This window comes from Priestia aryabhattai, assembly GCF_023715685.1.
Taxonomy (GTDB): Bacteria; Bacillota; Bacilli; order Bacillales; family Bacillaceae_H; genus Priestia; species Priestia aryabhattai_B.
Window position 1 is genome coordinate 110,015 of record NZ_JAMBOQ010000008.1, and the last position, 25,599, is coordinate 135,613.

The window sequence follows — 25,599 nt, forward strand, 5'->3', positions numbered from 1 at the left end:
CCCCCTATTCCAATAAATTTGAAAATCCTTTGCGACGGCGCAAAGGATTCTTTTTTTATGTAGGAAACCGCCTTCTATTTTTTGAAAAGTTGAACATCTCTCATAGCGTTGACATAGCGTTCAGAGGTTTATATAATCGGTGACATCGAAGCATAGAAAAGCAGGATTAAGACCTATACACGTATCGTAATTCTTCGTCTTAGAAGTTGATCAGTTATATAACTAGACAATTTCTAAGACGTTTTTTATTTTATCATTTGTGAAACACTAGTAAAAACAAGATTCCACATGAAAATATCCTAATTATCAAGGAGGTTTGCATATTGAAAACAATCTATAAAGACATCATTTTAATTATTGCCGGAGCGCTTTTAGTTGCTGCATCGATTGATTTTTTTGTCATTCCAAATAAATTAGGTGACGGAAGTACGGTTGGTATTGCTCTTGTTTTATATTATTTATTTCATATCCCTACAAGTATCAGCACTTTCCTTGTGAACCTTATATTTATTGCCTTAGCCTATAAATTCCTAACAAAAAAAACGATTCTTTATACTATTCTAGGAGCTGTCATGACGTCCGTTTTCCTCGGTCTGGTCAGTTATATTCCCTTTCACGTTCACGACATGATTTTAGGAATTGTATTCGGCGCCTTACTAATGGGAACCGGACTGGCTCTCATTTTTATCGCGGATGGGTCTACCGGTGGAACAACTCTTTTAGCTTATTTATTAAACTACACAAAAGGCTATAATATCTCTAAAAGCATGTTCTACATGGACAGCGTTATTATTTTAGCATCAGTTTTTGCCATTGGCGTCAACAACACCCTCTATACCTTTATATTCGTCTATCTTTGTGCCAAAATCGTCGATATTGTTATCGAAGGTTTCCACAACAAAAAAGCAATGACCATTATGTCTGATCAATATAAAGACATAGCGCAAGTTATCACCAGTGAATTTGGAAATGCAGCCACAATCTTTTACGGATATGGCTACTACGCCAATAAAGATAAACGTATTATTTACGTTGTTATTAAAAAGAACGAGCTATTAAAAATTAAAAAGAAAATCCAGCAAATTGACCCGAATTCTTTTATTGTCATCCACGAAGTAAAAGAAGTTGTCGGCGGGAAATTTGGCTTTATCGGCAATTCGCCTCATGAAACAAAAGCCGCTACTAAATAAAAAAATCCACCTGATGGTGGATTTTTTTATGAAAAAACCGTTAAGAAAAACGAAAAGATACCTGCTAAAAAGTAAACCGCCCCCAAAGCAATTGCTCCTGTAACGGCCGTAAATACACTTAATCCGATAGCCATCTTCATTTTCATTCTCATCCACATCCCTTTTTAGATTAGTAGTATAAGCATGTCCAAGGATAGAAGATTTATAACTATGCCATCCTATTTATTTCGTATATTGATGCAACAATTGTCTATCCAATCTGTTCTAAAGTCAGCAGTAACGACATAATGTATAGGAAGGATTTCATATACACATCTTTGTATCACATATATCATATGAAATTAGGTGAGATAAAATGGTGGCTGTCCACTTTTTTGAAAACAGAAAGCTTCTATTGAGCCAGTTGCGGGAAAATATTCCTTCTACGGGTGATGATTTAAAGATTAAAGGACGAAAAGGAACCGTCGTGCTTGTGAATGACATCGATGAAAAAAATGTTCACGTAGAAGTTGCTCTAGAAAAAGTAGTTAAAAAGAACTTAGCGTTAGATAATGCTAAAAAGAAAAGGAGATAAGCGGCTTACGCTTATCTCCTTTTCTTTTTAATTGACATAAGAACCGCGTGTATCTTTTGCTTCTGCTTACAAAAAAAGAGACTCCTAAAAAAGGAATCTGCTAAAAAGAGCGATATCATCGCCTGAATATTAATACAAGCTATATTTTAACATATAAAAACATATTTTACAAAAATAAACTATTATTTTACACATAATTATTTTTTATTGGAGCTTTTTCAATATTTAGAACCCATTTCATATAAAGGTCGTTATTTATTTTTCAGGCCAAATTTTCGCATCCGGTTTCAATAACCATTTATGCTCTTCTTCCATGATACGGTCTGTCCACGGATTATTGTCAAGATGGCGAATCATCCAGCAGAAGTACATCGCATAGCCGGGAGCCGTTGCTTGAGGGTGATCCAATTCACCAGGAATTGTAATAAAACTATTATCAACTACACGGTACGCATCTTCTCCGACCATTGCGCAGCCAAACCCTTGTGGCTTGTCAAAACGATAGTAATATACTTCAGGCTGGTCATGATGATGAGGCGGATAACTCGACCATCTTCCTGGATAAGAAATAACTTCTCCAATAACAAGGTTAGAATAAGGAGCGTTATTGTAGTCAAAAATTGTTCGAATTACACGCTGAGCAGTACCTTTCCATACTCCTTCACCAGCCACTGTATTTTGACAATCTTCAGGCGTATATAATTTTGATGAAAATTCTTTTTCATTATCCGTTTTTTGAACTAGTACTTCACTATTGGCAAGCGCGGTAATTTTAACATCCACATTTTTCGAAACGTGCAAACACCAAGGCTCCTCTTCAAAAAGGGACTGACGCTGAATTTCTTTCGAATGGCCTTCCCACTCTAGCTTTACCTTTCCTTCTAGTAAAAGAATAGCCGTTTCGTTGCTGCTGTCTAGTAAAGTTTCCTCTTTTCCTTGGGGCATGTTATAAATCCCAATATCCATCAGCATTTCTTTGTGCTGACCGGCCATTTCTGTAAGTACGTTGTATCCTTTATTTAATTCACCTAATTTACCTAACATGCTTAACTTCCTCCTTTATGTAGTAGGGCAATCAGAATTTACTTATCACTCAGTTTTTTTCCATAGGCTCTATAAATTCTTTTGAATATGTGACTAAGATGATTTTTATTAGTAGCAATATTCTTTATCGTGACCAATTATTTATGGAGTTTCTGGCGTCTCTTCGTAACGGAGCCGTTGATTTTCGGACAATCAATTTCGGCTCAAGAAGCAAATGTTCTTTATGCATAGTTGGATATTCCATTTCTCTAACCAGCAAATCCACTACGTTTACAGCCATTTCCTGTGTTGGTTGTGCTACCGTCGTCAACATGGGCGTGATGGTAGTAGAAAGAACCGTATTATCAAATCCAATGACTGATAAGTCCTTCGGCACATCAATTTTAAATTCCTTTGCCGCTTGCATAACGCCGATAGCCAGTAAATCGTTACAAGCAAAAATAGCCGTCACTTTCTCCTTTAATGAAAAAATTCGCTTAGCACTTTCATATCCTTTTTGAATACTTGCCTCGGTCGTAATAACGTGCTGAGGTGATACGATGATTCCATTTTCTTGCATGGCGTCTCGAAAAGCATCTAAACGGGCATGATTACTTTTTGCATTTTCTGTAATAATTGCAATTTTTTCATGATGTAAAGACAGTAAATAATCAGTCGCTAAATAGCTTCCTTTGTAGTTATCCACTGTCACTGTATTAACGGATATATGAGGAATTTCTGAAGCAATAACGCTAATCGGTATATCTTGCTTAAGCATATTTTTTAAAAGATTAGCATTTCGAAAAGCCGAAGCTACAATTAAGCCGTCAATTCTTTGACGAATTAACAGCGATAAATACTTTTTCTCTTTTTCCGCCTCGTTATCGGTATTGCACATTACAACGTGGAAGCCTCGCTCATGACTTCGGTCTTCTATGCTTCTTGCCAAGTCGGCAAAAAAAGGGTTGGAGATGTCGGGTACGAGAAGCCCAATCGTTTTAGTGGGCTTTCCTGTTAAAGCAGATGCCACGACGCTTGGGTGGTAATTCAACTGCGCCATAACCTCAATTACTTTTTGTCTTGTTCTTTCACTAATATGACCGGTTTGATTAATGACTTTTGATACGGTAGAAATTGATACTCCTGCTTCTTCAGCCACACTATAAATGGTTGGTTTCATTCCCCCTCCTCCTTTCACTTTATAAGCACATAAAAGGCGTTAAACCTTTTACATTCGAAATTAAAGACCGCTTTTTTCTTTAATAAAGTTTCTCGCTTTTAGCGCATATTCAAAAGGATTAGCGAGCGCTGGATCCTGTTCTGCTTCTACAACAAACCAGCCGTTATAATCCGAAGTGGCCAGCGTAGTAAACACTTCATCAAATTCAATAGCTCCGTCACCTGGAACAGTAAAGGCTCCTTCTTTTACCGCTTGCAAGAAGCTCAGCTCTTGTTCTTTTACTCTATCAACTACTTCTTGGCGAATATCCTTTAAATGAACATGTTTAATACGATGTAAATATTTTTTTAAAATATAAAGAGGTTCTTCTCCTGAAAAGACAAGATGGCCCGTATCAAATAACAGCGAGACAAGCTCTGGATTAGTAAGCTCCATTAGCTGCTCAATTTCTTCTGTTGTTTGTACGCCTGTTCCCATGTGATGATGATAGACAATATGCATACCTTTCTCTCGGGCTAGTTTCCCAAGATAATGCAGGCCTTCTGCAAGTCTGTTCCACTCTTGTGGCGTGAACACAGGCTTTCCTTTAAATAAAGGAACATCCATCAGCCCTTGAATGCTGTGTCCTTGTTCAGACACAACGATTACTTTTGCTCCCATTTCGTATAAAAAATCGCGATGTTCAATAAATGGAGTCACCGTTTCTTCCAGCGGCTTTGTCGTTAAAAATGTACTAAACCATGCGCTTGCAATTTCTAAGTTCCGCAGCGATAATGCTTTTTTTAAGATGGAAACGTTTCGCGGATATTTGTTTCCTACCTCACTTCCTTTAAAACCGGTTAAAGCCATCTCACTGATACACTGTTCAAATGTATTTTCAGCTCCTAGTTCAGGTAAATCATCATTTGTCCAAGCAATTGGAGCAATCCCCAGTTTGACCGTATTTTCCTTGAACATCTCTTCCTCTCCCTTGTATGAAATTAAAAACGCTTTTACATGTACTGAATGTTTCTCTTCAACATCCGCAATATTTTTCTGGTTCTTAATAAACCCTTGCCATTTCAAGTTTTTTCACTTTATCTTTATAAGCTTCTTGTACATGCTGATTTCCAGATACCTCTGCTACTCCTACATGCCACCATGATTCATAACCATTCGTCATAGTTTTTGGCAGCACTTTAATATCAATTAGCGTAGAAACCTCTTGCTTTTGTGCATCTGCTATCGCCGTTTTTAATTCTTCAAGAGAACTTACACGATATGTTTTTACACCGTAGCCTGCGGCGCTGGCTGCAAAATCAATTTTCATCACGTTTCCGTTTAGCTTTCCTGTTTCATCGTTTCGATAGCGAAACTCTGTTCCAAAGCTTCCCATTCCATTTGACATTTGAAGATTGTTAATGCATCCGAAACCGGAATTATCAAATAGTAAAATATTTATTTTTTTTCTTTCTTGAAGGCTTGTAATGAGCTCTGAATGAAGCATTTGATAGCTTCCATCTCCAACCATCGCATACACTTCTTTAGCTGGTTCCGCTAGCTTAACTCCAAGTGCGCCTGATACTTCATATCCCATGCATGAATACCCATATTCCATATGATAGGTATTGGGTTTATTAGACTTCCACATTCTCTGTAAGTCACCCGGAAGACTTCCTGCTGCACCAACAATAACGGAATTGTGATCAAGGAGCTTATTCACCTCTCCAATTACTTCTGTTTGCGTTAATTGAGTACCAAGTGATTCTGCATATTCAGCTAAGCTCTCATCTAAATGACCTTTTATTTCTGGAATAAACTTTGCCCCAGTAAAACGTATGCTATGTAGACGCTCTAATTCTGTTTCCCATGCGTCTTTAGCACTTGCAATTTCTGTCGTATAACCAGACTGATAACCAATTGATGTTAGTTCTTCTCTAAGAGCAAGCAGCCCTTCTTTTGCATCAGCTACAAGTTTCACAGCATCGAGCTTATTCGCGTGAAATTCAGACGTGTTAATTGTAAGAAATTGCACTTCCGGATGTTGAAAAAGCTGTTTAGAGGCTGTTGTAAAATCAGTAAATCGAGTGCCTACTCCAATCACTAAATCCGCTTCTTTAGCAATTGTGTTAGCAGCTGAGTTCCCTGTTACACCAATTCCGCCAAGATTATAGCGGTAGTCGCTTTCAACGGCACTTTTCCCCGCTTGAGTTTCCCCAAATGGAATGTGGAACTCACTAGCAAATTGCTTTAACTCCTTTGCGGCTTCTGAATACCGAACGCCGCCTCCACAAATAATGATTGGCTTTTTTTTTGTTTTCATTACTTGAATCGCATCGCCTAGACTGTCCTTAGTCGGAAGGCGGCGCTCAATGCGGTGAACGCGCTTTTGGAAGAAATAAGCAGGAAAATCCCATGCTTCTCCCTGCACATCTTGAGGCAAACAAATAGTTACAGCTCCCGTGTCTGCTGGATTCGTTAATACCCGCATCGCGTTGATCATAGCTGTCATCAATTGTTCAGGTCTGCTTACGCGATCCCAGTACTTGCTCACTGGACGAAAAGCATCGTTTGTAGAAATAGATAAATCATATGACTGTTCAATTTGCTGCAAAACAGGATCCGGCTGTCTAGTTGCAAATACATCGCCGGGAAGCAGCAAAACTGGAATGTTATTAGCTGAAGCGGTGGCTGCCGTTGTAACCATATTTGCTGAGCCTGGGCCCACTGAAGATGTGCAAGCCATAATCTGCTTTCGATGTTTTTGTTTTGCAAAAGCCATCGCTGCATTGGCCATCCCTTGTTCATTACGTCCTTGGTATATGTCTAATTCTCCTGCATCTTCTTCCAAAGCTTGCCCAAGACCTACTACATTCCCGTGCCCAAAAATTGTAAAAATCCCTTTAATAAACTTGTGCTGCTTTCCATCAAATTCAACATACTGCTGATTTAAAAATTTCACCAACGCTTGTGCCGTCGTCATCTTAACTGTTTCCATGCCCTTTTCTCCCTTCTAGTACTAGATTACGATTAGAAAAAGGAAGCATAAGGAATATCTTCAATTCCCGATACTTCCTTTTTAAATGAGATGTGATTTTAAACTAACTACTTACCACCGAGTTGTAACCATTTTCTTTCTTGTATAAAATTCCACGCCGTCTGTACCATTTGCATGAAGATCACCGTAGAAAGAGTCTTTCCAACCAGAAAACGGGAAGAACGCCATAGGTGCTGGCACCCCTACGTTTACTCCTAACATACCGGATTCAATATTTTCACGGAATTCACGTACGCTTGCGCCGCTACCTGTATAAATGCAAGCACCGTTTGCAAAGCGGGAATTATTGGCTACTTCAATGGCTTCTTCTAATGTTTTCACGCGCACAATAGACAGCACAGGTGCAAAGATCTCATCTTGCCAAATTTTCATTTCTTGGGTGACACGATCAAAAATCGTTGGTCCAACAAAGTATCCGTTGCCATTTACTGCTGCATCTGTGCGACCATCACGGATCAGCTCGGCACCTTCTTGCACGCCTGATTCGATATAGCTAAGCGTACGCTCTTTATGATTTTCACGAATAACCGGTCCTAAGAAGACGTTTTCTTCTAAGCCGTCGCCAATTACAATATTGTTTGCCTCTTCTACTAATCTTTCAATCAATTGATCCGCAATTTCTTCCTGTACAGTGACAACAGATGCTGCCATACAACGTTCACCCGCTGAACCAAAAGCAGCTCCGATAATTTGTTTTGTTGCTACGTTCAAGTCTGCATCATTTAATACGATCGAGTGGTTTTTGGCACCGGCTAAAGCTTGAACACGCTTTAAATTTTCCGTACCTTTTTTGTACACATATTCAGCTACAGGCTGTGAACCAACAAACGAAATAGCTTTTACGAGCTTATGTTCAAGAAGTCCATTTACTACGTCATGAGCACCGTTTACAATGTTTAACACTCCTTTTGGCAAACCAGCTTCTTCAAAAAGCTCAGCTAACCTTGCAGCTAAAAGCGGTGTACGTTCAGACGGCTTTAACACAAATGTATTGCCGCAAGCGATCGCAAGCGGAAACATCCAGCAAGGAACCATCATTGGAAAATTGAACGGCGTAATTCCCCCAATTACACCAATCGGATAGCGGTACATGCCAGATTCAATGTCTGTTGCGATATCAGGAAGCTGTTTACCCATCATTAACGTAGGAGCTCCAGCTGCAAATTCTACACATTCAATTCCACGCTGCACTTCACCGCGCGCTTCGTTAAAGCTTTTTCCATTTTCAACTGTCACTAACTTTGCTAATTCATCCCAGTTATCTACTAACAGCTGCTGATACTTGAATAAAATGCGTGCACGTTTAGGCACGGCTGTTTTTGCCCATCCTTTGAAAGCTTCATTTGCCGCTTGCACCGCTTGGTCTACATCTTCTTTGGTAGAAAGAGGCACTTGTGCGATTAATTCACCTGTCGCTGGGTTATACACAGGCTCTGTTTTTGATGTAGCTGATTCAATCCATTGTCCGCCAATATAGTTTTTTACTGTTTTTACCGCTGTTTGTGTCATAAAATATCTCTCCCTTTATCTCATTTTGATAAACTTCTATCCCTTTAATCTCTTCAGATTTTTCCTTTATCTATTAAGCTTCCTGCAAAACTTCTGTTGCTGTCTCCATAAAGTTGAAGAGCTCAACACTTGTTGGCATGGCATCTGAACAGCTGTGCTTTGAAATCACAATCGAAGCTGATGCACCGCCCAATCGCATTGCCTGCGGAATTTCCAGCCCTTGCATCAATCCGTAAATAAAGGCTGAAGCATAAGAATCGCCAGCGCCAAACGTTTTAAGAACTTTTGTTTTAAATATTCCTCCGCGGTGAGACTCACCGTCTCTTGTATAGGCAATAGATCCTTCTCCACCGTGCTTAATCACGACGATTTGAGCATGATGAGAAAACCATCGCTCTGCTGTTACTTGGTCATTAGATTCTTCATAATTTAATAGTTTTTCCATCATATCAAACTCTTCTCGCGTGCCAATGATCACATCTGATTTTTCAGCGGCTAAATTAAAATAGACCGCTGTTTCAGCTTCTGACTCCCATGTATATGGGCGATAATCGATATCAAAGAATACAACAACTTCATGCTTGCGTGCGTGTTCTAGTGCTAAAAACACTGCTTCACGAGAAGGACTTTGTGCAAGAGCCGTTCCAGATATTAAAAGAGCCTTTGACTGTTTGATATACTCTTCGGATACTTCTGTAGGATTCAGCTTTAAATCCGCTACGTTATCACGATACATTAAGATGCTGCAATCTGTAGGACTCTTGATTTCCGTAAAAGCAAGACCCGTTACGGCCCCTGTTTTATCAATAACAATGCTATCTGTATTAATCTTATTTTTTTGGAGATAATCCGTAATGAAGCGTCCCATTTGATCATCTGATACTTTTCCGATAAAACCGGTTTTTAAGCCTAGTCTTGCTGCTCCAATCGCAATGTTAGCCGGAGAGCCTCCTACATATTTAGTAAATGTTTTAGTCTCTTCCATCGGACGCTGTGTTTCATTTGCATTTAAATCAATACATAAGCGGCCAACAGCGATGAAATCTAACCCACGATTTTCTTTAAAAATAAGCGGATTCATCTTTATTCCTCCTTAGTTAAGCGCTTTCCTAAAAGGGTAGAAAGAACAAATTATTTTCTTTCACCCCAGGTTTACCGTCATTAATTCACTGCGTACTTTTTATGTTCAATCTTCACTGGCTGCCCGGATAGTAAAGATTCTTTTGCTGCTTTAGCAATTCGTTCTGCTTGTAATCCATCGTTCCCTGTACAAATAACGCTTTGATTTTCCATAATTGCTCTTGCAAACTGTGTTACTTCATCTATGTACGCTTGTGTATAGCGCTCAAGGAAGAAATACAGCGGCTTCTCTTTGACTACACTTTCGCCTGTTGATATCTCTACTGTAGTAGGACGGCAATTGTCAGCGACAACCCCACCTTTTTCGCCAAAAACTTCAAGGCGCTGATCGTAACCGTAGACAGCTTGACGACTATTATCAATCACACCTAAAGCTCCATTTGCAAATTTTAATGACACAATTGCCGTATCTATATCTCCTGCTTCTTCAATAGCAGGATCGATGAGCGTTGTGCCGTAAGCCGATACTTCTACCACTTCGCTGCCCATTACATAACGAGCCATATCAAAATCATGAATCATCATATCCATGAACAGTCCTCCTGAAGCGCGAACATATTCCGGACTCGGCGGCTGAGGATCTCTGGACGTAATTTTTAGAATATGCGGCTTTCCTACTTCTCCTTGCTGTACAAGATCATACACTTTTTTAAAGTTGGGATCAAAGCGTCTGTTAAAGCCAACTTGAAGCTGCACGCCATGTTCTTTTACTACTTCTAACGCTTGGATTGTTTCTTCTACTGAAAAACTAACGGGCTTTTCACAGAAAATATGTTTTTTCGCTCGAGCCGCTTCTTTAATAATCGATGCATGCGTATTCGTTGGCGAACAAATGAAAACGGCATCAATTTCTGGATCAGCTAATAAATCTTGATAATTTGTTGTCAACGTCAAAATCTCTTTACTTGCAGCCCACTCATGCAAATGATCTACTACCACATCTGAAACCGCTTTAATTTTTATTTGAGGCATTAATTTTAAATTATCAACGTGTAATTTCCCTATTCGTCCAGCACCAATTATTCCAATTGTAAGAATCCCCATCTTATTTTCCCCTTTAATTAAAAGTTAAGAAAACATTCGCTCAAACCTCAATATAGGTTAAGCGCTTTCCTGGTTTTAATTATACATAACGTTTTATAAAATGCAAACTATTTTTATGGATTATTTAGAATATTTGTTTTTTAATTACCTGAACGTATACTATTAAAAAAACTATTTTTATTTTTTTATCTATTTAGTGCTGAAGCATAAAGAAATTCTCTATATTTAAGTATTTTTATAATAAATTCAGTTATTATTACCTTATCTACCAATATTTTTACTGTTAAGATTATTTAATTGAAAATTATATATATTTAAAATTTTCATTGACGTTTAAAAAATGTAAGCGTATACTTTTTTTATCAAATAGATTAAGCGCTTAACCAAATATTTTGATAGTTCAAACAAAATAATCGATCTGGTGGTGTGGAAAATGAACGAATTTATTTCTAGAAAAACGGCTCTAGACAGGATTGGAATCCCTTCTCATTTAACATGGGGATACATAGGTATTATTGTTTTTATGATTGGTGATGGATTAGAACAAGGATGGTTATCTCCTTATCTTGTAGAAAGAGGGTTAACCATCGAACATGCCGCTTTACTGTTTACTGTTTATGGAATTACGGTCTCGGTTTCTTCTTGGTTCTCCGGCGTACTTGTTCAATTGTGGGGACCTAGAAAAGCAATGGCATTCGGCTTGATATCCTTTATTATTGGTTCGATTGGATTTATAGGATTAGGACTTCATATCATGAATTATACGATTATATTAATTTGTTATGCTCTTAGAGGATTTGGTTACCCTTTATTTGCCTACTCATTCTTGGTCTGGGTGTCTTACCGCACGCCTCAGGAAATGCTTTCAAAAGCAGTAGGTTGGTTTTGGTTTGTCTTCCAGCTTGGTTTAAGCGTAATCGGAGCCTTTTACTCCAGTTACATGGTTCCTAAAATCGGCGAAATCGCTACTTTGTGGAGCGGTTTGCTTTTTGTTGTGATTGGTGGAGTCTTTTCAATTATCATGAATAAAGACAAGTTTACCGTCCAAAAAGTAAACGATAATAAAACAAAAGAATTAATGAAAGGGATTACAATCGCATTTGAGAACCCTAAAGTAGGCATCGGAGGAATCGTAAAGATTATTAACTCTGCTGCTCAATTTGGATTTGTTGTTTTCTTGCCAACCTATATGATGAAACATGATTTTACGATGAGTGAATGGTTGCAAATCTGGGGTACATTGTTTTTTGTGAATATGGCTTTTAATATTATTTTTGGTATTGTTGGAGATAAATTCGGCTGGGTAAATACAATCAAATGGTTCGGCGGAGTAGGATGCGGAATTGTAACACTTGCTCTTTACTATGTACCGCAATTCGTCGGACATAATTATTGGGTGATGATGATTGTCGCATGCTGTTACGGTGCAACACTAGCAGGATATGTTCCTCTTACAGCGTTAGTGCCTTCTTTAGCTCCTGAGAATAAAGGAGCCGCGATGTCCGTGTTGAACTTAGGATCGGGACTTTCGGCTTTTGTAGGTCCTTTAATTGTGACCGTTTTCATTGGTCTTTTGGGCACGGGCGGCGTGATTTGGATCTTTGCTTGCTTATATTTCTTTGGTGCTTTTCTAACTGGTTTCCTTACGATTCCAACAGAAACAATTATTAAAGGCGAAACAATAAACGAAGTCAAAAGTCAGGTCTCCCTATAAATATGGCTAAGTAGAAAAAGCTGCAGGTGCCCCAGCACCTGCAGCTTTTTTATCTTCTCTACTTTATAACTTCTTTACTGACGCACGTTCTACTAGTTCTGGAATAATCGTTACTCGTTGTTTCGCATGCTCTTCTTTTTTCATAGACTTTAACAGCTGTTCAAACGTACTAGCTGCCATCTGAGAAATTGGTTGTTCGATCGTTGTCAAACCCGGCTCAGCAATATCGGCATAAATCGTATTATCAAATCCAATTACCGATAGATCTCCTGGAATCGAAAGCCCCTGCTTCCTTGCCTCGTTTATGAGCGACACACCAATTAAATCAGTACATGCAAAGACTGCTGTCGGCCTATTAGGCAAAGAAAGCAGCTGTTTACTTGCTCTTCTGCTATCTTCCACTGTTGAATAACAGCTGATAATGGACTGGTTTTCTAGTGACAAATTTGCTTCTGTGAGTGCTTGCTTAAATCCTGCTAATCGCCCTTCACTACTTTTTCTATCTTTTTCAGTCATAACCGTTACCGATTGATGACCTTTTTCTATTAAATACTTACCTGCGATATATCCTCCGCGAACGTTATCAATCGTGACTACATGCGTGGAGATAGAAGGATGGTCAACTGAAAACAATACAAGCGGTACATCATGCTTCACAATTTTCTTTACGAGCTTCGTATTATTTAGTTCGGTTGCGATAATGATTCCATCTACTTGTTTTTTAAATAAAAGATCTATGTATTCATGCTCGCGCGCAGTTTGATGATCTGTACTGCATAAAAAAAGCGTGTATCCCGCTGCTCTAGCACTATTCTCAAAAGCTCTTGCTACCTCTGCAAAAAAAGGATTAGAGATATCAGGAACTAGAACGCCAATCGTGTACGTCTTTTTTCCTGTTAACGCCGCTGCGACACTGCTAGGCTGATAATCTAATTCCATCATTACTTCATTCACTTTTTTTATCGTTTTTTCACTAATACGGCCTGTCTGATTGATTACTTTGGATACAGTGGCTATCGATACCCCTGCTTTTTTCGCAACATCATAAATGGTTGGTTTCACTTTCACTGTTCCTTTCTTCGAGATCTCTTTCCTTATTTTATCACGAAAGTATTCAATCGTTTTGTATATTCCAATAAGCATATTCTATAAGTCCTTGAAAAAAATTTTTTATTTCATGTATAAAAACTATCTATTAATCAAATCATAATCTTAACCTTATAAAAGGAGTTGATTATGATGGCAAACAGCAGAAATAAGAGCAGCAACGAATTAGCCGTACACGGTGCTCAACAAGCAATCGATCAAATGAAATATGAGATCGCTAGCGAATTTGGCGTAACTCTTGGTCCTGACACAACTGCACGTGCAAACGGCTCAGTAGGCGGCGAAATTACAAAGCGCCTTGTGCAAATGGCTGAACAGCAACTTGGCGGCGGACGTTTCTAAATCACTATCATAAGCAATACGGCTGGAGGAAGAGCGAATGACCGTTCTTCCTTTTCCTATTTTTATACAATCCTTTTTTTGCGTTTCTTCTCCTCTATATGTATCTAAAACAAAACCATTATCTCCATAACGTTCACATAGCGTTATATAAGGCTCCTTTTCTCTCACAATAGATTGCTTATGACAAAACATAAAAAGAAGTTCCTTTCATAGGAACTTCTTTTATCTTGCTTTATAAATGTGCAAGCTCTTTAGATATCTTTTCAGTCTTTGCTTTGAGCTGTTCTTGCTGTCCTTCTAAATCAGCAATCACAGCTAACACTTCTGTATTGTTCGGTTCTTCTTCATACTGTTTTAACGTAGCAACAAGAGACTGTGAAACTTTGATGAGCTCTTGATTGACTTCTTGCTGCTGTTTTAAATAGTCAAGTTCAGATTCCATTTTTTCTAGATTTCTCATCGGTTCCCTTCCTTTCGTTAACTAGCTTTTATTTAAGAACGCGGTCTTTTATTATCTCAGTGGGCTACTTCAACGTTACTTTATTTTATTTTCGTGATTGCCGTATAACATTTTTTCATTCATTGGGTCAGCTGATTTTTCAGCAGGTGTCACCGTTTGTCCTAGAGCTGAATTGCGTTTATCATGCTCAACTGCGTCTACCATCAGCAAAACTTTTCCTTTTTTAAGATCAGATACATACGAGGAAGCTTCTGCAGCAGGTACACCATATTCGGTTAATTGATTTTCGATTCGATTAACATCTTGATCCATTTTTTCTTCAGCTGGCGTAAAAGCATTTTTTATTTTCTCCATAAAGGGTTGATGGTGCTTTGAATTTTGATCTGTATCAACTATTTGCACATCAATTCCTGCAGAATGCTCAATCGCTTCTGTATTTTCATGATGCTGGCCACTGTTTGTCAAAACAGAAAGTGCACTGTCCGGATATCCCTGTGTTTTTAAATTTCGAATCGCTGTAATAACGGCCTCTTCTGAATTATACGTACCTACCACATTTTTTGTCATTGTTATTCCTCCCAGGTATTATCGTTTTTTTAGCTTGTTATAGTATTAATACCCTTGGATTTTCTAGTAAAACTTTTTAAATTTATCTCTAGCTCTCCTTACAAGGAGAAACCGATAAAATAAAAGACTTGAATCTAATAATTCAAGCCTTTTTCATGATACCAATGATTTATACTATAAAATTGGTGACAGCAAGCGAAATACTGCTTCTTTAAATTTTATAAGAAGAGAGCGCTCTTTATATCGTTCAAGTGTTAATTTTGAACTAAATTGCACATCTTCAAGAAACAGGTTCTGCAACTTTTCTGCAATAGGTTGGTCATATACAACTGCATTCACTTCAAAATTAAGGCTGAAACTTCGCGGATCAATATTCGTCGTCCCTACAGAAGATACTTCATTATCTACTACAATCGTTTTAGCATGCAAAAAGCCTTTTTCATAGAGATAAATATTTGCACCATATGTCAGCAGTTCACCTACATGAGACCACGTAGCCCAATAAACAAAAGGATGATCGGGTTTGTTTGGAATCATAATATGAATATCTACTCCAGATAATAAAGCAATTTTACAAGCATCCATAAAGCTTGCGTCGGGAATAAAGTAAGGCGTTTGAAGGTATACACTTTCTTTGGCCGACATAATCAATGAGATATACATATTTTTCAGATGCTGAGTAGTCGAGTTAGGACCGCTCGCTACAATTTGCACTGGGACCGTTCCAGAATGAGTTTCTGTGCGATGCAAAAATTGTTCAAGTTCAATTGGCTGCTTTGTTGCTTGATGCCAATCTAAAATGAATCTTCCTTGAATATCGTTCACTGATTCTCCTTTAATGCGAAAATGAGTGTCTCTCCAATAACCCATTTTTGGATCTAACCCTAGATATTCATCTCCTACGTTAAATCCTCCTATGTATGCTACTTCACCATCAATAATACAAAGCTTTCGATGATTTCGATTGTTAATACGAAAATTAATCAAGCGAAGAATTGAAGGGAAAAATGCCTGTGCTTCGCCGCCATATGAAATAAGCTCCTTAAAAAATGATGGCGTCATTTTTCTAGATCCTACTTCATCATAAAGAACGCGAACCTTTATACCTTCTTTTGCTTTTTTCGTTAGCTCATCTCTTAATTTTTTCCCAAGATTATCTCGTTGAATAATATAATATTGAATATTAATTTCTTTTTTAGCATTTCGAATATCCTCAAACAACGCATCAAATTTCTGATTACCGTCACTAAAGATATCAATTTCATTGTCGGTGCGCACGAGTGACTTAGAAGAATTTAAATTAGTGAACAGTAGTTTATTATGTTGAATCAGTAAATCATTTCGATATTCATGGGTAGCTTTAAGTTCTTTTAATTGTTCATCCACTGAAGATCTTAAATATTCCCGCTCATCAGATGACAATTTATAAAAGTTTTTCTGTTTTAGCTGTCTTCCAAAGAACAGATATACAATAAAGCCGACAATCGGTATAAAAAATAAAATAAGAAGCCACGCCCATGTAGATCCTATATCTCTTCGTTCGATGAAAATAAGAATACCGGCTAATAAAATATTAATAGCGGTCACAACAGATACACTTAGTGTAAAGATATGGGCAAATTCCATCCTTTTACTCCTTTCTTTCTACTACATCGCTTTATTAACTCATTCCCTTTTTTAACCTTCTCATTCACTTTACTATACATAACACAGATAGCTTCCTTTTTCATCTTTAGCATCCAAATTTTTTTATTTTTTGCTATACTAAAAATGTAAAATATTTCTTTTTTGTATTGCGTATTAAAAACAGGGAGGAAATAATTTGTTTTTTTCTTTTATTTTTCTTAGTCTCCTCAATGTATTTATCAGTATTAGCCTTGGATATACGGATTATCACCTATTAAAAAAAGCGTTTATTGGAGGAATTATTACGTGGATCCTCGCTTTCAGTGCTCCTATCTTATTTGTATGATCTTCACTGTTTTGGTCAACTGGCGTATCACTTTTCTGTACTCTCTCATTATTTATTCAAAAAAGCACAGATCGCTTAATATGTAGAGAAAAAACACGGAAATCTTAGATTTCCGTGTTTTTTCTCTACAAGCTGTATACATAATAATCCTGTACGTGATATGAATTGAAACCGCATGTTTCGTAGAGTTGCAAAGCGCGTTTATTTTTCGCTTCAACCTCAAGGAATACATCATATCCTAGCTGATGCTGCTGTAAAACGACTTGTTTTAAAGCAGCTTTTCCTATTCCCAATTTTTGATAAGAAGGTAAAATACCAAATCCATAAATCCATGCTTCGCTTTTATCATAAAATACCCTTAACTTTCCAACCGCTTGCCTATTGTACTCTACGATAAAATGATTTTGCTGTTTCTCCATTTTCGTTTGCTCATAATAAGCAGCTGCTTCTGTTAAAGACATACCAAATCATTCCATATCAACTTGCATTTCCATTTCCCTATCTGTATCTGATTCAGAAGAGCGAAGTGTAACAAAGGGATTATCATCTTTCAATTCTTTTTTTGTCCACTTCATTTGGTATTCTGAAAAAGTAAATGAACATGGAATTTGCTTTAAGAACTCCCTGCCTGAAACCGAATGGCCAGGAGCATTTAATAAAATCTCTGTATACTCACTCTTCTTACATATATCTAAAGCTTGAGAAAACAGCTTCGAAAAAATCTTTTTTCTGCGATAGCTAGGAGCAACCATCCCGCATATTTCTACTGTATTCCCAAACCCATAAAGACCAATAAACCCAACAAGCTGATTATCTTCATAATGAAAAAAATCGTCAACTTCATTTTGTTTTCGACTTCGTAACATATCAAAATTCAGCTTCAGCTCTATTTTTTCTTCTTGTTCGCAAATAGACTGTAACTTTTGTATATCTTCTAGTACATGTTGTTCTAACATAAAAATCCTCCTGCATCTTTCTTTTTATTATAAGTTCGGCTTTATTTAACTTTTTCCTTTCATCTTTAGCGCAACAGCTGAATAATTATAGGTTAAAGCAAGATCAAAAAGCATATAGAGTAATCAAACTAAATAGGCGGGGTGCTTATGAAAAAGACTATTTTAATAAGTTTTATTGCACTAGTTGCTTTAACAATTATTTATTGCCTGCAGAAAGAATTTATTTTCGCTTTAGCTTTGTGGAGCATTTACGGGACAGTACTATCAGTTTTTGTATATTTTTCTTTTCATAAATCAACAGAAGATAGCGAGGAATAGTAAAGATAGAGCCCTTAAAAAGTCTGTGAAATAAACCTTTTTACAGATTTTTATAAATTTACAACTCAGATGTATGTTGGTAACAATTTAGAAACAAGTATTCCTTATTCTTAGTGTTATAGAAAAGGTATTACCTATTTCACTAAGGAGTTGAATACTTGTATGAAGACAATCACAAAATCTATATCGGTTCTTACATTAGCAGCTGGCTTTACTTTTTCATCTCTATCCAGCATATTGCCATTCACTCATGAGCAAACAGCAAGTGCAGCAGAAAGAATAAATGCACCGTTCAGCGTATATGAAGTGACAGCAACCGTACTCAATATACGTTCAGAACCTAGCACCAAAGGAAAGATTCTTGATACATTAAGAAAAAAAGATCAAATCGAAGTAGTCAAATTTGTAAATGCAGACTGGGCTGCCATTAAAATAATTGGCGGCACCGGATATATCGGTACTTCTTATTTAATGAAGGTCCCCACTACTGTTCATACGGCTGCTAACCTTAATTTGCGTACAGGGCCTAGCACAAGTAACAAAATTGTAACAACTATTCCAAAAGGAAAAAGCGTCAGCTTCTTAGCTTGGGGCTACTCAAAAGATAACAAGCTTTCATTTGATTGGGCTTTTGTAGAATACAATGGCTTTAAAGGATATGTAAGCACTCCATACTTACAGTTACCTGATTATAGATAAAAACAGATAACTCCCTTGAAGTAATTCAAGGGAGTTTGTTCATCAAAACTTTATCAATAGTGCCCTGCCCATGAAGCACCGATGATAATTAGTAAAATAAATAGTACAACGATCAACGCAAAGTTACTTCCGTGACCTGCTCCGTAACCATAACCATACCCATAACCTCCGTAAAAACTCATTTCTTTTCACCTCCCTTTTTTGTAGAATATGTGAAGGGAAAACAAAACGGACATGAGTATTCTTTATCACAAAATTCATTATAATTTATAAACGTTAACTCTTTTACTAGTACGGCATAGGATGTAGCATCCCGTAGTTCACCTCAACATCTTCCCTCACTTCACACTTTTGAAGTAAGGGTATCTTCTAAAAATACAAAAAAAGAAGAGTATGTATAACTCTTCTTTTTTTATTGAACTGGATTATCGACTTGCATGTAATCATTATAATATTCTTCTAACGTAATTCCTTTTTTATACACTTTAGAAGCGAGTTCTTTTCCGACAAACCGTATATGCCACGGCTCATATTTATAACCTGTAATCTGCTGCTTTCCTTCTGGATAGCGAACAATGTATCCGTATTTATATGAATTTTTTTCAATCCATTTGGCTTCAAGAGTATCTTTAAAACAATCTTGGGCCGCACACTTACCGGTGCTGCTTGATACATCTATACTTAAACCAGTCTGATGTTCACTGCTGCCTGGGTAAGCACTATAATGATTAGCTGCCGCTTCTCCGTCTTGTTTTATATACGCTTGATAAAGAGATTCTTGGCGGCTTTGCGAACGATAAGCAGAAACACCGGCTAAGTAAATTCCTTCTCTTTCAGCAGCTGAGAACATCCTTTCTAAAGCTTTTGCTGCTTCTGTACGCATTTGGCGTTTTTCAATTTTTCCCTTAAATATAAATCGAACGTCTGGGTATACAAGGTCAGTGGGTTCATAGTGATCAGGAAGAAGATTTTGCTTGTTTACTAACACGGCAATGGATTGTGGATTCCCTACAACTTCTATACTATTTTGCTTCTGTTTAGAAGAAGATAAAGGATTATGATCAGACGTATTTAAATGATCGTTGTGCTGAAATAATCCTTGATAGCCCAGATACGAGAATCCTGCTATAACACTCAGTACTATTAGTAAGGCCATTTTTTTATAAAGTTTCATATTTCTATACTCCTGACATATTTTCAGCTTTTTAGAACACTCAAACATTGTATATAAACCAAGAAATAATTACTAATATAACAAACTAATTCCTACTATAAATTTCATTATGCCCGGACCTATTTTTTTCAAACGTTCATTTTAAGCATAAAAAAGAGATGTCTCCTAAAAGACATCTCTTTTTACTTCTATTCTATAAGACTAGTATTAGTCGATAACTGTAATTTTAACTGATCTTCTGCCCCAGTCTTGTGCAGCACTATCTGAAGAAACGAATACATCAATTCGATTTCCTTTAATTGCGCCACCTGTATCTGCTGCTACAGCTTGACCATAACCTTCAACGTAGACTTTTGAACCTAATGGAATAACGCTAGGATCAACCGCAATTACTCGTTGATTTGGATTTGATTTTAAATTCACTCCAGTAGCTGTTGTACCACTGCATCCAGCACAGTTAGCTGTATAAGCTGTTGCTTCAACAGTCATAGACTTGCCGCTTGCTTGCGATTGAGACTGCTGTTGCTGAGCTGCTTGTTCTTTTTGTGCCTGCTCTTGTGCTGCTTGTGCTTGTGCCGCTGCTTGAGCTTGTTCTTGTTCTTTTTGTGCTTGCTCTTGTGCTGCCTGTGCTTGTGCCGCTACTTGAGCTTGCTCTTGTTCTTTTTGTGCTTGCTCTTGTGCTGCCTGTGCTTGTGCCGCTACTTGAGCTTGCTCTTGTTCTTTTTGTGCTTGCTCTTGTGCTGCCTGTGCTTGTGCTGCTTGAGCTTGCTCTTGTTCTTTTTGTGCTTGCTCTTGTGCTGCCTGTGCTTGTGCTGCTTGAGCTTGCTCTTGTTCTTTTTGTGCTTGCTCTTGTGCTGCCTGTGCTTGTGCCGCTGCTTGAGCTTGCTCTTGTTCTTTTTGTGCCTGCTCTTGTGTTGCCTGTGCTTGTGCTACTGCTTGAGCTTGCTCTTGTTCTTTTTGTGCCTGCTCTTGTGTTGCCTGTGCTTGTGCTACTGCTTGAGCTTGTTCTTTTTGTGCTTGCTCTTGTGCTGCTTGTTCTTGCTGAGCTTGTGCCGTTTGAGACTGCTGCGTTTGTAGAGCTGCCTTTGCTACTGGCGCACTAGCTGTTTGAGATTGAGCTGCTTGTACCGTTTTAATTTTAAATTGTTCTCCAGGGAAAACTAAGTCTGATGTTAAACCGTTCCATTCTTTAATTTCTTCTACTGTTACGCCGTAATGTTGACCGATTGACCACAAAGTGTCACCACGTTTTACAGTATGTACGATTTCTTTTATGCTAGATAAGTTTAGTGTCTGATTTGGATAAATTAGTGTTGATGTTAAGTTATTAGCATCTTTTAGCTCGTCTACGCTCACATTATGATTTTGAGCGATTTTCCATAAAGTGTCACCTTTTTGTACTTCATACGTTCCGTTTGTAGAGGCAGATGCCGCACCTACAAATCCTGCTGAAAGAATTGCCGTTGTCCCTAGAGTAAATACAAATTTCTTCATTTTCCGAATACCTCCTTATTTACTCAATGACTGAATGATACCATCTGTTCATTTCACTTCCATTACAGGAATATTTTACTTTTATTACGGATTTAATTAATTTTAAACATTTTCTTGTAATATTTCTGACAATTCATTTTTGAATAATGATTAAATTTCATCAAAATCATGTCAAAATTTGAAGAAAACTCTATAAAAAGTTGGAGTTATATTCGGTGATAAAAGTAACTTATAAGTAAAAAAACCTTCTAAAAGCCGTTAGCTTTTAGAAGGTTTTTTTACTTATATGAAACAGTTAGAGTTGGAGCATATGCAGAATGGTCGCCCCCATAAATTTCAACTACATCACTTAAAAAGTCCGCTGGACCTGAGCTTGACAAGCGAAACTGAGTTTTTCCACTCCTATTCATATATCCCCAAAGTGAGGAAGGAAGTTGAATAGTTGTATATCCATTATCGAGTGAAGGCACTGACATTTGGAAACCCGCTGAAATAGATGGAGAAGCCTGATAATCTATTTGTTCTAAAGCACTGCTAGTTCCAAATACACCGCTTTTAATATCGCCTTTCAAAGATGAAATATTACCAGTTAAAGATTTGCGATAAATTTTTAAAGATACATCCATAATGATTGCATCATCAGGTAAAGAACTTGTATCAAAAGATAAAATGGTTCGGTATGTGTCGGTATTGTACATTCCTTTATCCCCAATTTTATGAATAGAACTACTCATACCGTCACCTGGTAAACTTCCGATAAATCCACCTTCAGCAGCAAGCGAAGAAAATACTGAAGATCTATCTGAGGTTCCAGAAATTTGATAAACTTCCGTCTTTACTTGCTCTTGATTACCCGCTGCGTCTACACTAAAAAATTTTATTGTTTTGCTAGAGCTGATGGTAATAGGCTCAGAATACTTTAGAGAATTAACAGTTGGTATGCTTCCATCTAATGTATAGTAAGTGGTGGTAGATTCATTGGTTGATAATGTGACAGAAACAGAACTTCCATAAGTTCCTCCCGCTGGCGAAGCAGCTGTAACCGGTGGAGATATATCTCCTGGATCAGGAGCACCCCCATTCTTCGGATGACTCTTAAAAAAATCCCAGCTTAATTTAGTTGCATTTGGTCCTTGAGGATCTGTGTAAGAACCGGATGCACTTCCCCCTGACCAAGCGTGTCCCATTCCTTCTATCATGTATTTTTCCATTACTGTTTTTCCTGCTGTATCTTTGTAGATATATTGCGTATAGCTTCTTCCACCAGATACTGTACCTGTTACAGTTTGATCTGCCGTGTCATCAATATTGTTATTATCCAGCCCATCAGACGCTCTATCATTTGTTTGAGCCCATTGCGATAGTATTTGATGCGCATTTATAAGCGCAACAGTGTAGTCAGCTGTTCCATGAAACAAAATAACCGGAACCACTCGTTTATGATCTCCCATGGCTGAATAAGCTAAATCTCCCTGCTGGATAGGATTAGGACCTCCACCACTCATTGCTGTATAAGCACCTATCATACTAGTCGCTGCTTTATATTCCAAGCCTGCACCAACGCTTATAGCCGCAAATATGTCTGGATAAGTAGCTCCCATAATAACACTCATAGCTGCACCAGCAGATAAACCTCCAACAAAGACTTGGTCGGCATCTATTGAATAACTGCTTTTTATTTGATTAACCATTCCAGCGATTAACGCTGGTTCACCGCTTCCCCTTGATTGATGAGCGGTATCAAACCAGTTCCAACACTTGTTTGAATTAGCAGAAGAGAGTTGTTCTGGATAAAGAACAAGGAACTTCTCTGTCTCCGCCAGTGCATTCATTTGCGTTCCTGCTGCAAATTGATCTGGGTCTTGAGTACAGCCATGTAACATAACTACTAGAGGTAAAGCAGTACCTGCCTGATAACTGCTAGGTACGTACAGTTTGTATGTCCTTCCGTTATATGTTTTAGAGGTAAAACTTCCTGCGGCTGAAGAAGATACAGCACCTAAAGATAAAAAAAGCATAAAAATAATCCCTGCTATAAACAATCGTTTCATCTTCCTGCTTCCTCCTTATAACGATATGATTATACTTGGTAGCAAACGTACATATCGCGATCGTATAGAAATGAATAAGAGTTACTAATAAGATGATAGCAAGGTTTTATGTAATAAAATTTATATTAACTGCACGATTTGTCTACGGTTATGGGAACGAATAAAATCATTCACCCTAAAAAAAGCAAACGCTTACATAAAATTGTAAACGATTATGCCGATAAATACTATAAAAAAGACATACCTTTTAAAAATAGGCCGGTATGTCCTCTATGGATTGCTTACTTAAGTATTCATATTGTGACTCACTGCAATTTACCATAGCCATGGATTGAGGATAACGTTGTAAATGAGCAGGAAGCTCCTTAAACTCAAACTGATGATAATATTCAGGAAGAATATCGCTATAAAGCATAAAAATAGCGCTGCGCTTCTCTATTTTCATCTTTTTAAAAAAGTCTTCAAGCATATCCCGGCCATACCCCATTCGTTGATAAAGCTGGTGTACAACAACGGATCCAATACCATGCAAAGCAAACTTTAATCGAGGAGTTTGTAAAAGAAGCAAAATAAATGAACCAATAATTTGATTCTCTTCATTTACGTACACATACCGAATTCCATATGTTTCTTCTTTTTGATTATCTCTAACATACTCTTTGTACGTCCTGCCTTTAGGCCATGCGGCGTATCCCATTTGATATACTTCTGCCAATTCTTCAGACTTTATTTTTCTTAATAACATGAACATCCCCTCTTTATTTATAATCCCATACGTCAGCAGACATTTTTATAGAGTTAAAAATAGTTCCTGTATGTATATATTATACTTCATCCTACGGAAGCTTTCTTGCCTTGAGTGCTATTCACAGCTAATATGTGAGCTGCTTTCTCAAAAAATTAGAAAGATTCCTGATAGTTGTTCCTTACCCACAGCAGTCATATATGTAAAGATACTCTTTATCATTCCATAAAAACGTAGAGATGTAAATGTATTTCCAGCTTCATTTAGCATTCATTACGTATCACTCATCAAAAAAAGCATAGAAACTAAGTTCTATGCTTTGCAGTGAAAGTAATCATCTTTTCTTAAGCTTTTGCGTCCTCTACATACACCACCAAATGAAATAAAAAACGATATGTAAGAACAAGAACTTCACCTATCGACATTTTCTCATCAAACTCTTTTATAGCATCTAACTCAATATTCACATCCCATAATCCATCTTTATCATTAAATAAAAGCTGGACGCTTGTTGGGCTTTCGTTAAGCTCCTTAGCAAAAAATTGTTTTAGTAAAGAACCGAATTTTTTTTGCATATGTAACCCAGTTAATACTTTATATGTGCCGAACACATCATCCACTTCAAAAGAACATCCATCAAGCTTAATAAATTCAAACCATTTTGATTCTACATATAGAAATTCACTTCTGTGTTCTTTCAAGTAAGAAATAGGTGTATTTAAAAACGAAAGAGGAGATTCTTCTGCGATCAGCTCGTCTGTTTCCTTATCTACTCTTTCGATATAAGAATCTTTAAAACGTGAAGATGCCTCTTTTTCTTCTATCATCACGTTATGTGGTACCAACTCTTTTTGCAACGCATATTCCTTTTCTTCTTGGTATAGAGATAAAGATTGACCTTGAACATTCATTTCTTTTTCAATATGAGTTTTAATATTACTGTGTAACATGAAAAAACCTCCTGATTAATCTGCATCACTATCTTATATCATAACCTAAACAAGTGTTTATAAATATAGCCAAACAAAAAATCCTTAGGCTATGCCTAAGGATAATAATGATATATTCAAGTATGTATAAAAGATAATTTGGTTGCGGGGACAGGATTTGAACCTGCGACCTTCGGGTTATGAGCCCGACGAGCTACCGAACTGCTCCACCCCGCGATAATAAAAATGCCTGGCAACGTCCTACTCTCACAGGGACAAAGTCCCAACTACCATTGGCGCTAAAGAGCTTAACTTCCGTGTTCGGTATGGGAACGGGTGTGACCTCTTCGCTATCGCCACCAGACATATTATAT

Annotated in this window: 25 protein-coding genes, 1 tRNA gene and 1 rRNA gene; 6 read left to right on the plus strand and 21 right to left on the minus strand. The window is 37.5% G+C overall.

Annotated features, from left to right (window positions below):
- The first annotated feature begins 323 nt into the window (after nt 1-323).
- The gene (locus M3225_RS24935; protein ID WP_251399065.1) at nt 324-1,190 is read left to right on the plus strand and encodes a YitT family protein; all 867 of its coding nucleotides are present in this window, start codon (nt 324-326) and stop codon (nt 1,188-1,190) included.
- A 355-nt stretch (nt 1,191-1,545) separates the two neighbouring features.
- Nucleotides 1,546-1,764: a hypothetical protein gene (locus M3225_RS24940; RefSeq protein ID WP_013055227.1), complete on the plus strand. Its 219-nt coding sequence runs from the start codon at nt 1,546-1,548 to the stop codon at nt 1,762-1,764.
- A gap of 255 nt (nt 1,765-2,019) precedes the next feature.
- Here M3225_RS24940 and M3225_RS24945 read toward each other — a convergent pair whose 3' ends face one another.
- The 7 genes from M3225_RS24945 to iolG all read right to left on the minus strand — a co-directional run bounded on the left by M3225_RS24945 (nt 2,020) and on the right by iolG (nt 10,697).
- Nucleotides 2,020-2,808 carry a 5-deoxy-glucuronate isomerase gene (locus tag M3225_RS24945; RefSeq protein ID WP_251399068.1) on the minus strand — a complete coding sequence of 263 codons (789 nt, stop codon included), beginning with the start codon at nt 2,806-2,808 and terminating at the stop codon, nt 2,020-2,022.
- A 124-nt stretch (nt 2,809-2,932) separates the two neighbouring features.
- Nucleotides 2,933-3,967 (minus strand): LacI family DNA-binding transcriptional regulator, encoded by a 1,035-nt coding sequence (locus M3225_RS24950; RefSeq protein WP_251399071.1) that lies wholly within the window; start codon nt 3,965-3,967, stop codon nt 2,933-2,935.
- Nucleotides 3,968-4,027: 60 nt separating this feature from the next.
- Nucleotides 4,028-4,924, minus strand: coding sequence for a myo-inosose-2 dehydratase (gene iolE / locus M3225_RS24955; RefSeq protein WP_251399073.1), 897 nt, complete (start codon nt 4,922-4,924; stop codon nt 4,028-4,030).
- 85 nt (nt 4,925-5,009) lie between these two features.
- Complete coding sequence (gene iolD / locus M3225_RS24960) at nt 5,010-6,944, minus strand: 3D-(3,5/4)-trihydroxycyclohexane-1,2-dione acylhydrolase (decyclizing) (protein ID WP_251399074.1); 1,935 nt, start codon at nt 6,942-6,944, stop codon at nt 5,010-5,012.
- Nucleotides 6,945-7,055: 111 nt separating this feature from the next.
- A complete protein-coding gene (locus tag M3225_RS24965) occupies nt 7,056-8,513 on the minus strand; it encodes a CoA-acylating methylmalonate-semialdehyde dehydrogenase (RefSeq protein ID WP_251399076.1) in 1,458 nt (485 codons plus the stop codon).
- Nucleotides 8,514-8,586: 73 nt separating this feature from the next.
- Entirely contained in the window at nt 8,587-9,594 is a 1,008-nt protein-coding gene (gene iolC, locus M3225_RS24970) for a 5-dehydro-2-deoxygluconokinase (protein ID WP_251399078.1), read from the minus strand.
- 80 nt (nt 9,595-9,674) lie between these two features.
- Entirely contained in the window at nt 9,675-10,697 is a 1,023-nt protein-coding gene (gene iolG / locus M3225_RS24975) for an inositol 2-dehydrogenase (protein WP_251399080.1), read from the minus strand.
- A 433-nt stretch (nt 10,698-11,130) separates the two neighbouring features.
- On the opposite strand from iolG, the gene M3225_RS24980 reads away from it, so the two are divergent.
- A complete protein-coding gene (locus M3225_RS24980) occupies nt 11,131-12,411 on the plus strand; it encodes an MFS transporter (protein ID WP_251399082.1) in 1,281 nt (426 codons plus the stop codon).
- A gap of 63 nt (nt 12,412-12,474) precedes the next feature.
- Here M3225_RS24980 and M3225_RS24985 read toward each other — a convergent pair whose 3' ends face one another.
- Nucleotides 12,475-13,473 (minus strand): LacI family DNA-binding transcriptional regulator, encoded by a 999-nt coding sequence (locus M3225_RS24985; protein ID WP_251399156.1) that lies wholly within the window; start codon nt 13,471-13,473, stop codon nt 12,475-12,477.
- Between the two features lie 177 nt (nt 13,474-13,650).
- Here M3225_RS24985 and M3225_RS24990 point away from each other — a divergent pair, with 177 nt between their 5' ends.
- On the plus strand, nt 13,651-13,860 hold the full coding sequence (locus tag M3225_RS24990) for an alpha/beta-type small acid-soluble spore protein (RefSeq protein ID WP_016762907.1): 210 nt from the start codon (nt 13,651-13,653) through the stop codon (nt 13,858-13,860).
- A 232-nt stretch (nt 13,861-14,092) separates the two neighbouring features.
- On the opposite strand, the gene M3225_RS24995 is transcribed toward M3225_RS24990, so the two are convergent.
- The 5 genes from M3225_RS24995 to M3225_RS25015 form a co-directional block, all read right to left on the minus strand.
- The gene (locus M3225_RS24995) at nt 14,093-14,320 is read right to left on the minus strand and encodes a hypothetical protein (RefSeq protein WP_251399084.1); all 228 of its coding nucleotides are present in this window, start codon (nt 14,318-14,320) and stop codon (nt 14,093-14,095) included.
- 75 nt (nt 14,321-14,395) lie between these two features.
- Nucleotides 14,396-14,887, minus strand: coding sequence for a general stress protein (locus M3225_RS25000; protein ID WP_251399086.1), 492 nt, complete (start codon nt 14,885-14,887; stop codon nt 14,396-14,398).
- A gap of 174 nt (nt 14,888-15,061) precedes the next feature.
- On the minus strand, nt 15,062-16,513 hold the full coding sequence (cls, locus tag M3225_RS25005; RefSeq protein WP_251399088.1) for a cardiolipin synthase: 1,452 nt from the start codon (nt 16,511-16,513) through the stop codon (nt 15,062-15,064).
- 471 nt (nt 16,514-16,984) lie between these two features.
- Complete coding sequence (locus M3225_RS25010) at nt 16,985-17,320, minus strand: GNAT family N-acetyltransferase (protein WP_251399091.1); 336 nt, start codon at nt 17,318-17,320, stop codon at nt 16,985-16,987.
- Nucleotides 17,321-17,326: 6 nt separating this feature from the next.
- A complete protein-coding gene (locus tag M3225_RS25015) occupies nt 17,327-17,815 on the minus strand; it encodes a GNAT family N-acetyltransferase (protein ID WP_251399094.1) in 489 nt (162 codons plus the stop codon).
- Nucleotides 17,816-17,962: 147 nt separating this feature from the next.
- On the opposite strand from M3225_RS25015, the gene M3225_RS25020 reads away from it, so the two are divergent.
- Together M3225_RS25020 and M3225_RS25025 are read left to right on the plus strand one after the other, a co-directional pair.
- Nucleotides 17,963-18,133: a hypothetical protein gene (locus tag M3225_RS25020; protein ID WP_251399096.1), complete on the plus strand. Its 171-nt coding sequence runs from the start codon at nt 17,963-17,965 to the stop codon at nt 18,131-18,133.
- A gap of 162 nt (nt 18,134-18,295) precedes the next feature.
- Nucleotides 18,296-18,832: an SH3 domain-containing protein gene (locus tag M3225_RS25025; protein ID WP_251399099.1), complete on the plus strand. Its 537-nt coding sequence runs from the start codon at nt 18,296-18,298 to the stop codon at nt 18,830-18,832.
- A gap of 53 nt (nt 18,833-18,885) precedes the next feature.
- On the opposite strand, the gene M3225_RS25030 is transcribed toward M3225_RS25025, so the two are convergent.
- The 8 genes from M3225_RS25030 to rrf all read right to left on the minus strand — a co-directional run bounded on the left by M3225_RS25030 (nt 18,886) and on the right by rrf (nt 25,589).
- Nucleotides 18,886-19,014 carry a YjcZ family sporulation protein gene (locus M3225_RS25030; protein WP_251399116.1) on the minus strand — a complete coding sequence of 43 codons (129 nt, stop codon included), beginning with the start codon at nt 19,012-19,014 and terminating at the stop codon, nt 18,886-18,888.
- A gap of 230 nt (nt 19,015-19,244) precedes the next feature.
- A complete protein-coding gene (locus M3225_RS25035) occupies nt 19,245-20,006 on the minus strand; it encodes a M15 family metallopeptidase (RefSeq protein ID WP_251399119.1) in 762 nt (253 codons plus the stop codon).
- A gap of 207 nt (nt 20,007-20,213) precedes the next feature.
- Nucleotides 20,214-21,500, minus strand: coding sequence for a 3D domain-containing protein (locus M3225_RS25040; RefSeq protein ID WP_251399121.1), 1,287 nt, complete (start codon nt 21,498-21,500; stop codon nt 20,214-20,216).
- Nucleotides 21,501-21,778: 278 nt separating this feature from the next.
- Complete coding sequence (locus M3225_RS25045) at nt 21,779-23,551, minus strand: extracellular catalytic domain type 1 short-chain-length polyhydroxyalkanoate depolymerase (protein WP_251399123.1); 1,773 nt, start codon at nt 23,549-23,551, stop codon at nt 21,779-21,781.
- 247 nt (nt 23,552-23,798) lie between these two features.
- Nucleotides 23,799-24,296 carry a GNAT family N-acetyltransferase gene (locus tag M3225_RS25050; RefSeq protein ID WP_251399126.1) on the minus strand — a complete coding sequence of 166 codons (498 nt, stop codon included), beginning with the start codon at nt 24,294-24,296 and terminating at the stop codon, nt 23,799-23,801.
- A gap of 344 nt (nt 24,297-24,640) precedes the next feature.
- Nucleotides 24,641-25,246: a hypothetical protein gene (locus tag M3225_RS25055; RefSeq protein ID WP_251399129.1), complete on the minus strand. Its 606-nt coding sequence runs from the start codon at nt 25,244-25,246 to the stop codon at nt 24,641-24,643.
- A 139-nt stretch (nt 25,247-25,385) separates the two neighbouring features.
- Nucleotides 25,386-25,462 (minus strand) — tRNA-Met (locus tag M3225_RS25060).
- An 11-nt stretch (nt 25,463-25,473) separates the two neighbouring features.
- Nucleotides 25,474-25,589 (minus strand): 5S ribosomal RNA (rrf, locus tag M3225_RS25065).
- Between the last annotated feature and the right edge of the window lie 10 nt (nt 25,590-25,599).